The 12,869-nt window shown below is 72.7% G+C and carries 10 protein-coding genes; 1 reads left to right on the top strand and 9 read right to left on the bottom strand.

Going from position 1 to position 12,869, the window contains the following annotated elements; all coding sequences use genetic code 11:
• Positions 1 to 69: 69 nt before the first annotated feature.
• A complete protein-coding gene (locus ABZX40_RS03300; protein WP_355731428.1) occupies positions 70 to 927 on the top strand; it encodes an enoyl-CoA hydratase/isomerase family protein in 858 nt (285 codons plus the stop codon).
• A 90-nt stretch (positions 928 to 1,017) separates the two neighbouring features.
• Here the strand turns inward: ABZX40_RS03300 and ABZX40_RS03295 are convergent, their stop codons facing one another.
• The 9 genes from ABZX40_RS03295 to ABZX40_RS03255 all read right to left on the bottom strand — a co-directional run bounded on the left by ABZX40_RS03295 (position 1,018) and on the right by ABZX40_RS03255 (position 12,862).
• Positions 1,018 to 1,791 (bottom strand): FCD domain-containing protein, encoded by a 774-nt coding sequence (locus tag ABZX40_RS03295; RefSeq protein WP_355731430.1) that lies wholly within the window; start codon positions 1,789 to 1,791, stop codon positions 1,018 to 1,020.
• 67 nt (positions 1,792 to 1,858) lie between these two features.
• Complete coding sequence (locus ABZX40_RS03290) at positions 1,859 to 3,325, bottom strand: NAD-dependent succinate-semialdehyde dehydrogenase (protein WP_355731432.1); 1,467 nt, start codon at positions 3,323 to 3,325, stop codon at positions 1,859 to 1,861.
• A gap of 142 nt (positions 3,326 to 3,467) precedes the next feature.
• On the bottom strand, positions 3,468 to 4,376 hold the full coding sequence (locus ABZX40_RS03285) for an NAD(P)-dependent oxidoreductase (protein WP_355731434.1): 909 nt from the start codon (positions 4,374 to 4,376) through the stop codon (positions 3,468 to 3,470).
• 54 nt (positions 4,377 to 4,430) lie between these two features.
• Positions 4,431 to 5,303 carry an ATP-binding cassette domain-containing protein gene (locus ABZX40_RS03280; protein WP_355731436.1) on the bottom strand — a complete coding sequence of 291 codons (873 nt, stop codon included), beginning with the start codon at positions 5,301 to 5,303 and terminating at the stop codon, positions 4,431 to 4,433.
• Positions 5,300 to 7,246, bottom strand: coding sequence for a dipeptide/oligopeptide/nickel ABC transporter permease/ATP-binding protein (locus ABZX40_RS03275; protein WP_355731438.1), 1,947 nt, complete (start codon positions 7,244 to 7,246; stop codon positions 5,300 to 5,302). The genes ABZX40_RS03280 and ABZX40_RS03275 overlap by 4 nt, the downstream gene beginning before the upstream one ends.
• Complete coding sequence (locus ABZX40_RS03270) at positions 7,243 to 8,187, bottom strand: ABC transporter permease (RefSeq protein ID WP_355731440.1); 945 nt, start codon at positions 8,185 to 8,187, stop codon at positions 7,243 to 7,245. The genes ABZX40_RS03275 and ABZX40_RS03270 overlap by 4 nt, the downstream gene beginning before the upstream one ends.
• Positions 8,184 to 9,545, bottom strand: coding sequence for an amidohydrolase family protein (locus tag ABZX40_RS03265; RefSeq protein WP_355731442.1), 1,362 nt, complete (start codon positions 9,543 to 9,545; stop codon positions 8,184 to 8,186). The genes ABZX40_RS03270 and ABZX40_RS03265 overlap by 4 nt, the downstream gene beginning before the upstream one ends.
• Complete coding sequence (locus ABZX40_RS03260; protein WP_355731444.1) at positions 9,538 to 11,238, bottom strand: amidohydrolase; 1,701 nt, start codon at positions 11,236 to 11,238, stop codon at positions 9,538 to 9,540. Before ABZX40_RS03260 ends, ABZX40_RS03265 begins: the two co-directional genes overlap by 8 nt.
• A gap of 73 nt (positions 11,239 to 11,311) precedes the next feature.
• On the bottom strand, positions 11,312 to 12,862 hold the full coding sequence (locus tag ABZX40_RS03255) for an ABC transporter substrate-binding protein (protein WP_355731445.1): 1,551 nt from the start codon (positions 12,860 to 12,862) through the stop codon (positions 11,312 to 11,314).
• Positions 12,863 to 12,869: the final 7 nt, after the last annotated feature.

Raw genomic sequence — 12,869 nt, 5'->3', positions numbered from 1 at the left:
CCTTCTCTTCGCACACTCCGGTTATTGGCTATGCCAATTGTTCTCGCCCGGTCACCCCAGGAGGCACCCGTGTCGTTGCAGGACTTCATCGCCCCGCCGCAGTTCGAGGAGTACCGGGAGCGGTTCAAGGACTTCTTCGTCCTCGAACGCACCGACGGTGTGATCGTCGCCCGCGCGCACACCCTCGGCGGGCCGGTCCAGCTCAGCGTCGAGAACCACCGCGCCCTCGGTCAGATGCTCAAGGTCATCGGCGCCGACCCCGAGAACGAGGTCCTCGTCCTCACCGGCACCGGCGACGAGTTCATGATGGACGCCGACCCGGAGGGCTTCGCCCTGGAAGACGCGGACATGCCGTACTGGGCGTACGAGTACGCCTACAAGGACGGGCGGATCAATGTCAGTTCGCTCATCAACGACCTGGAGATACCGACCATCGGCATCATGAACGGCTCGGGGTTCCACTCCGAGATCGTGCTGATGTGCGACATCACCCTGTGCGCGGACGACGCCACCCTCTTCGACCTCCACTTCGACATCAGCTCCGTGCCCGGCGACGGCATCCACAGCTGCTTCCAGGAACTGCTGGGCGTCAAGCGGGCCGCCTACGCGCTGCTCACCGGCGAGGCCATCAGCGCCCGGCAGGCCCTGGAGTGGGGCATGGTCAACGAGGTGCTGCCGCGTGCGGAACTGCTCGACCGCGCCCGCACGATCGCCGCGCACATCATGAGCCGGCCGCGCGTCACCCGTCGGCTCACCACCCAGATCGTCCGCCGCCCCTGGCGCAAGCGGATCACCGACGACCTCGACGGCGGCTTCGGCATCCAGATGTTCGGCCATGTCGCCAAGCAGCGCTCGATCCACGGCCGCGGCCACATCGCCGACACCGTCGCCTATGTCCGCAAGGGCCGGAAGAACAACTTCGACTGAGACCGGGTCGCCGCACACGCCGCCACCGCACACGTCCGCCTTCCGGCCCGGGAGGCGGACGTACCGCTGCTCCGGCTCCCTCCGCCGCCCTCACCCGCCCCGCAGCAGATTCGCCCGCATCGCCTCATGGTGGTGCCGCACCGCGTACAGCGCCGACTCCACGTCCCGGCGGCGCACGGCGTCCAGGATCGGTTCGTGGATCGCGGTCAGCGCCGGGATACGGTCCGGGGCCAGCCAGTCCGGGACCGTGCCGTTGTCGATCCACGTCCGGTACTCATGGTTGATCAGCGTGGTGTGCACACTGTCGAACATCGACGCCAGATACGTGTTGTGCGCGGCGCTGACCAGCGTCGCGTGGAAGCGGGTGTCCGCGCTCATCCAGCTCGCCGTGTCCCCGCCGCTGTCGGCGAACGCCCGCAGCGCCTCCTCGGCCAGGGCGAGTTCCTCCGGCGTGGCCCGCTCGATCGCCCGTACCACCGCCGACGACTCCAGGGTGAGCCGTACCTCGGCGAGCTGGCCCACCGACTCCGGCTCGCGCTCCAGCATCAGCCCCATCGAGGCCGCGAGGGTGGCCTCGGGGCGCAGCCGCACATACGCCCCGGAGCCGCGCCGGGACTCCACCAGGCCCCTGACGACCAGGGTGCGGATGGCCTGACTGACCGTCGGGCGGCTGGTGGAGAGCAGCGCGGCGAGATCCCGCTCGGAGGGCAGCCGGGCGCCGTCCGGCAGATCGCGGCCGAGGATCAGCTCCTGCACCCGGTTCGCCACGGCCTCGGCCGTGCCCTCCCGCCGGCCCCGAGCGAAGTCCCGCAGGGCCTCCCACGGGCTGTCCGGCTCGAACTCCTTCGCGCCGCCTACCGCCACCGGTCCTCCTCCGCCCGCCGGGCCGACCGTCTCCGCGACCCCCTCGCCGGTGATCGTCCCCGCGAACCTACACCGCGTCCTGCCAGGCCGTCGCGATGTACTTGGCCTCCATGTACTCCAGCACCCCCTCATGCCCGCCCTCGCGGCCTATGCCGCTCTGCTTCACCCCGCCGAACGGGGCCGCCGGGTCGGAGACCAGCCCCCGGTTCAGGCCCACCATCCCCGACTCCAGCCGCCCCGCCACCGCCAGCCCCCGGCCCAGGTCCCGGGTGTAGAGGTACGACACCAGCCCGTACTCGGTGGCGTTGGCGAGGGCGACCGCCTCGGCCTCGTCCTCGAACCGCACCAGCGGCGCCACCGGACCGAAGATCTCCTCCGTCAGCAGCGCCGAGTCCGGCGCGACCCGGTCGAGCACGGTCGGCGTGTAGTAGTGGCCCACCCGCTCGGGCGCGTACCCGCCGGTCAGCACCCGCGCCCCTCGCTCCACGGCGTCCACCACCAGCTCGTCCACCTTGGCCACCGCCCCCGCGTTGACCAGCGGCCCCACCTCGGTGTCCGGGTCCAGCCCCGGGCCCACCCGCAGCGCCTCCATCGCGGCGGCGAGCCGGGCGCCGAACGCGTCGGCCAGCGACTCGTGGACGTAGAAGCGGTTGGCGGCCGTGCACGCCTCCCCGCCGTTGCGCATCTTGGCGAGCATCGCCCCCTCGACCGCCGCGTCCAGATCCGCGTCCGCCAGCACCAGGAAGGGCGCGTTGCCGCCCAGCTCCATGGAGGTGTTCAGCACCCGGTCGGCGGCGGCCCGCAGCAGCACCCGGCCCACCTCGGTGGAGCCGGTGAAGGACAGCTTGCGCACGGCGGGCTGGGCGAGCAGCGCGGAGACCACCGGCCCCGAGCGGTCCGCCGGGAGGACGTTCACCACGCCCGCGGGCACCCCCGCCTCCAGCAGCAGCGCGCCGACGGCCAGTGCGGTCAGCGGGGTGTCGCTCGCGGGCTTGAGCACCACCGCGCAGCCCGCCGCCAGGGCCGGGCCGATCTTCCGGGTGGCCATCGCCGCCGGGTAGTTCCAGGGGGTGACCAGCACCGCCACCCCGATCGGCACCCGGTCCACCAGGATGCGGTAGCCGCCCGCCGGGGCCCGGGTCACCGTCCCCTCCAGCCGTACCGCCTCCTCCGCGTACCAGCGCAGGAACTCGGCGGCGTAGGCCACCTCGGCGCGGGCGTCCGGCAGCGCCTTGCCGTTCTCGGCGCTGATCAGGGTGGCGAAGTACTCGGCCCGCTCGGTCATCAGCTCCCAGGCGCGGCGCAGCACGACGGACCGCTGCCGCGGGGGCGTCGCCGCCCAGCCGGACTGGGCGCGGGCCGCCGCCGCGACGGCTGCCACGGCGTCCTGCTCGGCGGCGGAGGCGACCTCGGCGAGCGGTTCGGTGGTGGCGGGGTCGTGGACGGTGAGGGTGCGGCCGTCGGCGGCGGGGCGCCGGACGCCGTCGATCAGCAGGCCGGTGGGGCAGCGGTCCAGGGCTTGGGTGAGGTTCATGCGTACTTCCTGATGCGCTGATGTCTTCTGATGGCTGGGGCGTGTCGGGCATGCGAAAGCCGCCGTGCGCGTCCCGGAGCGCAGGACAGGGCGCGGGCACGCGCACGGCGGTGTCGGTGGCGGAGCGGGACCTGACGGTGGGTCAGGCCGGGTCGGCCGCCCCGCGCAGGCCCGCCGCCGTGGCCTCCACCTCGTACAGAGCGGCGTAGTCCCGCTCGGCGAAGCCATGGCCGATGGCCGTCTGGATCAGCTGGTGCACCTGCGCGCTCACCGGCATCGGCACCTCCAGGGAGCGGGCCGCGCCCAGGCCCAGGTCGAAGTCCTTGCGGAGCATCTTGTTGTTGAAGGTGGGCGTGTAGTCCCGCTCGACCATCGCGCGGCCCTTGTGGCGGATGAAGGTCGAGCCGAGCACCGAGCCATTGATGAAGTCGATGAACGCCTCCGGGGTCACCCCGCCCTTCTCGGCCAGGGTGGTCACCTCGGCGAGGGCCTGGGTGATCATGCCGAGCAGCAGGTTGTGACAGATCTTCACCAGCCGGCTCTGCTCACCGGGCCCGGCGTGCACCACCGTCGGGGAGATGGTCCGCAGCCAGGGCGCGACCCGCTCGAACGTCGTGTCCGGGCCGGAGGCGACGATCGCGCTCCGGCCGTCGGCGACCATGTGCGGATTGCCGCTGATCGGGGCGGCGAGAAAGCCCACCCCGGCCGCCTCGCAGGCCGCCCGCACCTCGGCGGACGCCTCCGCCGAGACGGTCGAGCAGTCCACCACGACCTCGGGGCGCCGCGCACCGCTCAGCAGCCCCTCCTCGCCGGTGACCACGGACAGCAGATCGGCGCTGGTGGAGACCATCACGAACACGACGGACGCCTCGGTGAGTCCGGCGATCGAACCGGCCACCCGCGCGCCCTGCTCGGCCAGGGGCGCGGTCTTGGCCGTCGTACGGTTCCAGACCGTGACATCGGCGCCGCCCTTGAGCAGGGCCGCGGCCATCACCGCGCCCATGGCGCCGGTACCGAGCCAGCCGAGGCGCTCCACGGGGGTGTCGTTCATCGTCGTGCCTTTCGTCGGGGAGATGCGGGGGGGGCGAGGGTTGGTTCGGGTATGTCACGCGGACGCGGTGTGCCGGGCGCGCAACGCCCGCCGTTGGGCCGTTCGGGCCGCCTGCCGGGCCGGGTCGGCGACCAGCGTGGAGGCCAGCAGGGTGCGGGTGTAGGGGTGGGCGGGGGAGTCGTAGACCTGGGCCGCCGGGCCCTGCTCCACGAGTTCGCCCAGTTGCAGGACGCCGATCTCGTCGCTCATGTGCCGTACGACCTCCAGGTCGTGGGCGATGAAGAGATAGCTGACGCCCAGCTCGCGCTGGAGTTCCTGGAGCAGATTGATGACCTGGCTCTGGGTGGAGACGTCCAGCGCGGAGACCGGCTCGTCGCACACGATCAGCCGGGGGCGCGGGGCCAGGGCGCGGGCGATGGCGACGCGCTGGCGCTGCCCGCCGGAGAGTTCGTGGGGATAGCGGTCGGCGTGGTGCGGGGCGAGCCCCACCCGGTCCAGCGCCCCGGCCGTCTCCCGCTCCCGCTCGGCCCGGCCCAGGGGACGGTGCCGGGTGAGCGCCTGGCCCAGGGTGTCGGCCACCGTCTGCCGGGGGTTGAGGGACGACAGCGGGTCCTGGAAGACGACCTGCACGTCCCGGTGGAAGGCCAGCGGCGTCCGGCGGCCGAAGCCGTCGATGTCCTGACCGTCGAAGAGGATCCGCCCCTCGGAGATGGGCGCGAGCCGCAGCACGGCACGCCCGATGCTGCTCTTGCCGGAGCCGGACTCACCGACCAGACCGAGCGTGCGGCCCGCGCCGATGCGGAAACTGACGTCCCGTACGGCGGTGAAGGTCCGGGCCCGGCCGGACATGCCGCGGCCCAGCCGGTAGGTGACACTGAGGTGCTCGACGCTGAGCAGCGGGCCGTCCGGGGCCTGGGCGGCGCTCACCGGGCACCCGCCAGGTGGAGTTCCGCGGCCCGGACACAGCGCGCGCCGCCCTCGTCGAGGGCGACCGCGCCGGACGCGCAGGCATCGGTGGCGTACACACAGCGGGGGTGGAAGCGGCATCCCGCCGGCCAGTCCCAGGCGGGCGGCACCCGGCCCGGGATGGTCGGCAGCGGCTCCCCGTCGGCGGTGGCCCGGGGGACGGCCGCGAGGAGGGCCTCGGTGTACGGATGCCGGGGCCGGGCGAAGGCGTCCCCGACCGTGCGCTGCTCCACGATCTGACCGGCGTACATGACGGCGATCCGGTCGCAGCTGTCGGCGACGACCCCCAGGTCGTGGGTGATGATCAGCAGGGACATGGAGAGCCGCTCCCGCAGGGAGGCCAGCAGATCGAGGACCTGGGCCTGGATGGTCACATCGAGCGCGGTGGTCGGCTCGTCGGCGATGAGGAGCTCCGGGTCGCAGGCGAGGGCGCCCGCGATGACGACCCGCTGGGCCATGCCGCCGGAGAACTGGTGCGGATAGTCCCTCAGCCGCTCGCGGGGCCGGTCCACACCCACCAGGTCGAGCAGTTCGGCCGCCCGCTCGGTGGCCTCCCTCAGCGACACGTCCCGGTGGGCGCGGATGGCGTCGGTGAGCTGACGGCCCACGGTGTGCACGGGGGAGAGCGCCGAGATGGGGTCCTGGAACACCATGCCGACCCGCAGCCCGCGCACCCGGCGCAGTTCCTCGCCGCGCAGCCCGGTCAGTTCGGTGCCGTCGAGCCGGACCGAGCCCGAGGTCACCGTGACGCCCCGGGGCAGCAGCCCGAGGATCGCGGACGCGGTGATGGACTTGCCGCAGCCCGACTCGCCCACCAGACCGAAGGTCTCGCCGCGCCGGATGTGGAAGGAGACCCGGGACGCCAGTTCGGAGCCCTGGGAGTCGGAGACGGTCAGATCCGTCACGGTGAGGAGGGCGTCCGCGGGGGCGGGCGGGGTGTGGTCGGCGGGGGACGGCACCGCCGCCGTCGCGGTCTTCGCGCGGCGGGGCGCGGGGGCGGCGCCGCGCGGGGAGGCCGCGTCCCGCAGTCCGTCGCCCAGCAGATTGAAGACCAGCACGCTCAGGGTGAGCGCCGCGCCGGGCAGGATCGCCAGCAACGGCTGGTCCACCACATACTGACGGGACGCGTCCAGCATGGCACCCCAGCTGACCTGCGAGGAGTCGACGCCGACCCCGAGGAAGCTCAGGGTCGCCTCGATCAGCAGGGCGGTGCCCGCCGCGATGGACGCCTGCACGATCAGCGGCGCCGACACATTCGGCAGCACCTGCCGGAACATGATCGCCGAGCGGCGCAGCCCCAGCACCCGGGCGGCGTCCACATACAGCCGCTCCCGTTCCGCGAGGACCACCGCCCGGGTGATGCGCAGAAAGCTGACGGCGAAGACCAGGCCGACGGCGAGCATCGCGTTGCCCAGCCCGTTGCCGAGGACGGCGACCAGGGCGAGGGCCAGCAGCAGCGCCGGGATGGACTGGAGGACATCGGCGACCCGCATACCGATCCGGTCCCACCAGCCGCCCCGGTAGCCGACGTACAGCCCGGCGCAGACACCGAGGACCAGACCGAGGGCGACGCTCTGGGTGCTGGCGAGCAGCGCGGTGCGGGTGCCGTAGATCAGCCGGGACAGGGTGTCACGGCCGAGGTCGTCGGTGCCGAGCCAGTGGTCGCCGCTCGGCCCCTGGAGCTTGTCCGACACCTCGGGGTGGAGCGGATCGTAGGGCGCGAGCAGGGGCGCGGCGAGGGCGACGGCCGCCTGGAGGGCCAGCAGGGACAGACAGACCAGGGTGAGCCGTCTGCCCAGCACCCGGCGCAGGGTACGGCCGCGTCGCCGGGGCGCCGGTGGCCCGCCCGGGTCGGCGGCGAGGGCGGGGGCGCCGGTGACCGCGCCCGGGGATGTCTCGCTCACTGGGGTCTCACCTTCGGGTTGAGCACGCCGTACAGCAGGTCGGCCGCCAGATTGACCAGCAGCACGATCACCGCCACCAGGACGATGGAGCCCTGGAGCACCGGGTAGTCGGCGCGTACGACGCTGTCGATGAGGAGGGTCCCGAGGCCCGGGACCGCGAAGATCCGCTCGATGACGAAGCTGGCGGCCACCAGCACCGACATCTGGATGGCGATGACCGCGAGCACCGGCACCATCGCGTTCTTGACGGCGTAGCGCAGCACGATCCGCCGCCGCCGGATGCCGCGCGCCAGCAGGGTCTGCACGAACGGCGCGTCCAGGGCGTCGATCATGGCGCTGCGGGTCTGCCGGGCGATGACCGCCGCCGTATGGGAGCCGAGCGCCACCGCGGGCAGGATCATGCCGGTGAACCAGGCGCCCGGATCCTCGGTGAACGGCGTGTAGCCCACCACCGGCAGCCAGCCCAGCTGCACCGCGAACACCAGCACCAGCAGCAGCGCCAGCCAGAAACTGGGCACCGCGAGACCCAGCGCGACCAGGCCGGTCAGCAGCCGGTCGGCCGCCGAGTCGGGCCGCAGCGCGCCCAGGATGCCCAGCGGCACCCCCGCCAGCAGCGCCAGCGCCATACCGGCGACGGCCAGCGACAGGGTGATGCCGATGCCGGTGGACAGCGACTCGCCGACCGGGGTCCCGGTGTAGAGGGAGGAGCCGAGATCGGCGGTGACGGCGCCGCCCAGCCAGCTCGCGTACTGCTCGGCGACCGGCCGGTCCAGACCGAGCTGCGCGCTGAGGGCGGCCTTGTCGGCGGCCGGGGCCCCCTCGCCCAGGATCTGCGCCACCGGGTCGGTGGGCGTCAGATGGACGAGGGTGAACACGAACGCCGAGACCAGGAAGAGGGTCGGCAGCGCGGACAGCAGCCGCTGGACGACGAACTTGGTCATGGCCGGGCGCTTCCCCGCGCGAAGCCGTCGTCCAGCACCCGCGAGCGCACCCGCCGGTTCGCCTCCCCGGCCGCCGCCGGATCGAGGTCGGTGAGCCGCCCGCCGCGCTTGCGCACCGTGCCGCCGACGACGACCGTGTCGACATCGCCGGGGTGGGTCTGGAGCACCACATGGGCGGCCGGGTCCCCGAGCGCCCTCCCGTACGGGGCGGTGTCCACCAGGATCAGATCGGCGAGGCAGCCGGGCGCGAGCCGGCCCAGTTCGCCGCCGAGACCCAGCGAGCGGGCCGCGTTGACGGTGGCGTACTCCAGCATGTGCCGGGGCTCGATCAGCGGCACGCCCGGCCGGCGGACCAGCGGATAGCGGCCCGCCTCGCGCTCCTCGGCGGCGTCGACATTGCGCATCAGCAGATACGTCAGCCGCATCGCCGCGAACAGGTCGATGGCGACCCGGGCATGGGTGTCGATGCCGAGACTGGAGCAGACGCCCGCGCGGTGGGCGCGGTTGAGCACGGTCATGGACCGGCCGCCGCCGAACTCGCCCTCGGGGGTGAAGGAGATCCCGCCGCCGCAGGCCGCCAGCAGCTCCAGCTCCTCGTCGTCGGCCGCGTTGGCGTGCGCGGGCAGGATGTCCTCGCCGAGCAGGCCCGCGCGGTGCAGGGCGCGGATCTGCCCGGCCGGGTTCTGGTGGACCGTCATCCGCAGGCCCAGCTCACGGGCGAGCGCGACCTCGGCGGCGGTGCGGTCCAGATCGCCGTACTCCAGCGAGGACAGGGCGAGGCCCAGCCGCAGCAGGGAGCCGTCGCCGACGCGTCCGCTCAGCTCCCTGACGTGTTCCAGCCGCCAGACGTGGTCCTCGGGCGGGGCGTCGAAGCCGCCCAGCATGCCGTACGCCCACAGGACGCGCTGGCCGGTGGACGCGTGGGCGCGCAGGCCCGCCTCGGCGGCCTCGGGCGACATCACGTTGTGGCAGAAGTCGAGGACGCCGGTCACGCCGCTGTCGAGCATCTGCACGGAGCCCGCGAAGGTGGCGTCGTGGAGGTCCTCGGGGGTGAAGCTCTCGCGGAGCCGGAAGACCCGCGACTGGTAGTCGTCGAAGGTCCAGCCGTCCGCGTACAGGCCCTTCAGCGGGGTCTGCCAGGCGTGCATATGGGTGTCGATGAGGCCCGGCAGGGCGATCATGCCGCGCCCGTCGATGACCTCGGCGCCGTCCGGCGCGGCCAGGTCCGGGCCGACGGCGGTGATGCGGTCGCCGGTGATCAGGACATCGGCCCGGTCGAAGTCGCCGAGGGCGGCATCCATGGTCAGTACGGTCGCGTCCCGCACGAGCAGGACGGACGCGGTCGCGGGCTCAGGCACGGCTGACTCCCTGGGGGTCGAAGGAGGTGACGGGCAGATCGGCGAAGGGCGCGGCGGTGTGCACGACCCGCCCGCCGACCACGGTGAGAACGGACTCGATCTGCGGGATCAGCTCCTGATCGACCGTCAGATAGTCGTCGCTGAGCACGGCGAGATCGGCCAGCAGCCCCGGCTCCAGCCGCCCCCGCTCCTGCTCCTCGAAGCTGAACCAGGCACCGGAGGCGGTGTAGCCGCGCAGCGCCTCCTCGCGGCTGAGCAGATGGTGCCCGGCCAGTGTCGGGGTGCCCTGGACGGTCCGGCCGTCGAGGAACCAGGCGATGGTGGCCCAGGGGTTGAACGACGCCACCCGCATCGCGTCCGAGCCGAGACCCATCGGCACCCCCCGCTCCAGCAGGGTGCGCAGCGGCGGCGCCTCGGCGACGGTCTTCTCGCCCCAGATCGCGAGGGCCTCCTCGCCCTGGAAGCGGTACAGCCCCTGGGCGAGGACCCCGGCGCCGAGCGCGGCGACCCGCTCCACATCGGCCGGGGTGAGCGGCTCGGCGTGCACGAGGGCCCAGCGCAGCGGGGCGATGTCGTGCTCCGCGTGGGCCTCCTCCCAGGCGCTGAGCACCGCGTCGATCGTCTCGTGCTGATGGGCGTGGGTGTGCACGGTCCAGCGGTTGCGGGCGAGTTCCCCGAAGATCTCGCGGAACCGGGTCCGGATGTCGTCGTCGATCTCCACCGGGTGGGCGATCTTGTCGACGGTCGCGTACAGGATCACCTCGCCGACGCCGATCACCCTGAGCAGCCCGTCCCCGACGTCCAGCGGTGTGAAGCGCTGGTATCCGGCGAGGTCGGCGGCCTCGGTCCCGGCGCGCTCGGCGTGCACGGCGAGGCGGGTGCGCAGGGTGAGTTCACCGCGCCGCCAGGTCTCCCGGATCGCGGGGTAGGCGGCGGGGCCGCTGTTGAAACCGCCGCCGTCGATGGCGCCGGTGATACCGAGCCGGTTCAGCGCGCGGGACATCTCGGCCGTACCGGCGACCTGCTCCTCGAAGGTGGGGGCCGGCATCCGCCGGTAGAACCACTCCATCAGCGGGGTGCCGTTGACCTTGCCGGTCAGCTCGCCGTCCGGGCCCGTCTCGAAGGCGTCGGCCGCGAAGCCGTCGGCGGTCAGCTCGCGCACCAAGGTGTGATCGACGCCCAGCTCCCGCATCGCCGCGGTGTTCAGGACCGCCCAGTCGTACAGGAACTGCACATAGACGGGGTGGTCGGGCGCCGCGGCGTCCAGTTCGGCCCGGCTGGGCCCCCGGTTCTCCGGGAACTGCGCCGGGTGCCAGCCGCCGATGATCCTGATCCAGGTGCTCTCGGGGCGGTCGGCGGCGCGGGCGCCGAGGGCGGCGAGACCGCTGGCGAGGGACCGCTCGTCCTCCCAGCGGACCTCGTCCCGCCAGGTGCGCCCGGCCCGGACGACATGCACATGGGAGTCGATCAGCCCCGGCACCACCCGGCGCCCCTTGAGGTCGACCACGGTGGTGCCGGGACCGGCCAGCGACCGGATCTCCGCGCTGGAGCCGGTGGCGGTGATCCGCTCCCCGGTGACGGCCAGGGCCTGCACCTCCCCGGCGGCGCCGGGCGCGTCGGACATCGTGGTGATCCGTCCGTCGACCAGGACCAGATCGGGATGGGCGTGCGGGAAGGACGACGTACTGCTCATGGGTGGCTTTCTCCAGGGGTTACGGGAATCGAAGCCGTGGGGGGTGGGGCGGAGGAGGGCGGGGGCCGGGGGATCAGTCCCCGACGCGGGCCTCCTTGTAGCGGAAGACCGCCACCTCGTGCTGGGTGGAGACGATGTTGTCGACGTTCTTGGGGTTGTAGGCCCAGAAGCCGGAGTAGTCGAAGTAGCCGCAGTCCAGGGCCTCTTCGTCGACGACCGCGGACAGCTCCCGCCAGGCGGCCTCCTGCTGCTCGGCGGTCGTCGCGTCGAGACCGCCCCGCACCGCCGCCTCCAGCCGGGGGTAGGTGATCCGCTGCGGATTGCCCGAGGCGTCCGGCGCGAACTTGCGGACGTAGTAGTCGTACGGGCCGGAGCGGGCGCCGTCGGAGAGGATGGACGCCGGGTACTTGCCGCTCTGGTAGACGCTCAGGAACTGCGGGAAGTTGGGTGTCTCCAGCTCCACCTCGACCCCGATGGCGGCCATCTGACTGCGGAACAGCTCGGCGATGGTGCGCTGGGTGTCATAGCTGAGCAGGGTGAACCTGCGCTCACCGCCGCCGAGTTCACTCATCAGCCGCTTGGCCTTGTCCACGTCGTACGGGTAGCCCTTGAGCGCGGGGTCGTAGCCGGACTGGCCCTCGGTGAAGCGCTGCGCGGGCACCTCGCCCTTGCCGCCGAGCGCCGCGTCGACGTAGTCCTGCGGGTTCATGGCGTGGCAGACGGCCTGGCGGAACTTCTTGTCCTTGAAGACGCCCTTCATGTCGTACATCTGGAGGTGCCACAGCACGGACGGGAACCAGGTGGAGGCGAGCCCCTCCTTCTCGGCGCGGTCGGCCAGCGCCGGGGTGGTCCAGGCGACGTCGATCTGCCCGGCGCGCAGCGCGTTGTAGAGGCTGTCGGGGTCGTTGATCTGGGTGACTTCGACCCGGGAGGGGCCGACGGACTTCTTGTCGTAGTACCGGTCGAAGGCGGTGACGACCGTGCGCAGGCCCTTCACCGACGCCTTGGCGTCGTACTTCCAGGGGCCGGTGCCGACGCCCTTGGTCTTCCAGTCGCCGTCGGCGAGCGCCTTGGGGGAGACCATGTACATCCCGAGCCGGGCCAGGTTGTTCAGCAGGGCCGGCGCGGGCTCGGTGAGGTCGATACGGACATGGGTCGCGTCGACGGCGGTCGCCGACTTCATGGCCGAGAGCTGACTGCGGTACTGGCTCGGGGTGGTGCTGATCCGCTTCAGATTGGCGACGACGGCCTCGGCGTCGAAGGGGGTGCCGTCGTGGAAGAGGACACCGGAGCGGAGGGTGAGGTCGATCCGCTGCGGGGTCTGCTCCCAGGCGGTGGCGAGCTGGGGCCGCAGGGTGGTGCCGTCCTCGGCGAGACCGATCAGCGACTCGTAGACCAGCGAGGTGTAGGTCGCGTTCTGCTTGGTGACCGTCTCCCAGTCGTCGAACTGCTGGTTGGTGCCGAACCTGAGCGTGCCGCCGGAACCCTTGTCGGACGACCCGGTGTCACCGCCGCCGCCTCCGCCGCCGCAGGCAGCGAGGGTGACGGCGAGGGCGGTGGCGAGGACCGCCCCGCCCGCCGCGCGGTACCGGCGTCGGGGGAACCCAGCGGCTGACCGGCCCACGGGCCCG

This window comes from Streptomyces sp. NPDC004610, assembly GCF_040609715.1.
Lineage (GTDB): Bacteria > Actinomycetota > Actinomycetes > Streptomycetales > Streptomycetaceae > Streptomyces.
Note: the sequence above shows the minus strand (reverse complement) of the source record. Positions and strands in the feature narration are given on the sequence as shown.

Bases quoted from the DNA above. Each gene is read 5' to 3' on its own strand.
- ABZX40_RS03290 (WP_355731432.1), bottom strand. From the start codon at position 3,325: ATGAACCTCACCCAAGCCCTGGACCGCTGCCCCACCGGCCTGCTGATC.
- ABZX40_RS03285 (WP_355731434.1), bottom strand. From the start codon at position 4,376: ATGAACGACACCCCCGTGGAGCGCCTCGGCTGGCTCGGTACCGGCGCC.
- ABZX40_RS03270 (WP_355731440.1), bottom strand. From the start codon at position 8,187: ATGACCAAGTTCGTCGTCCAGCGGCTGCTGTCCGCGCTGCCGACCCTC.
- ABZX40_RS03260 (WP_355731444.1), bottom strand. From the start codon at position 11,238: ATGAGCAGTACGTCGTCCTTCCCGCACGCCCATCCCGATCTGGTCCTG.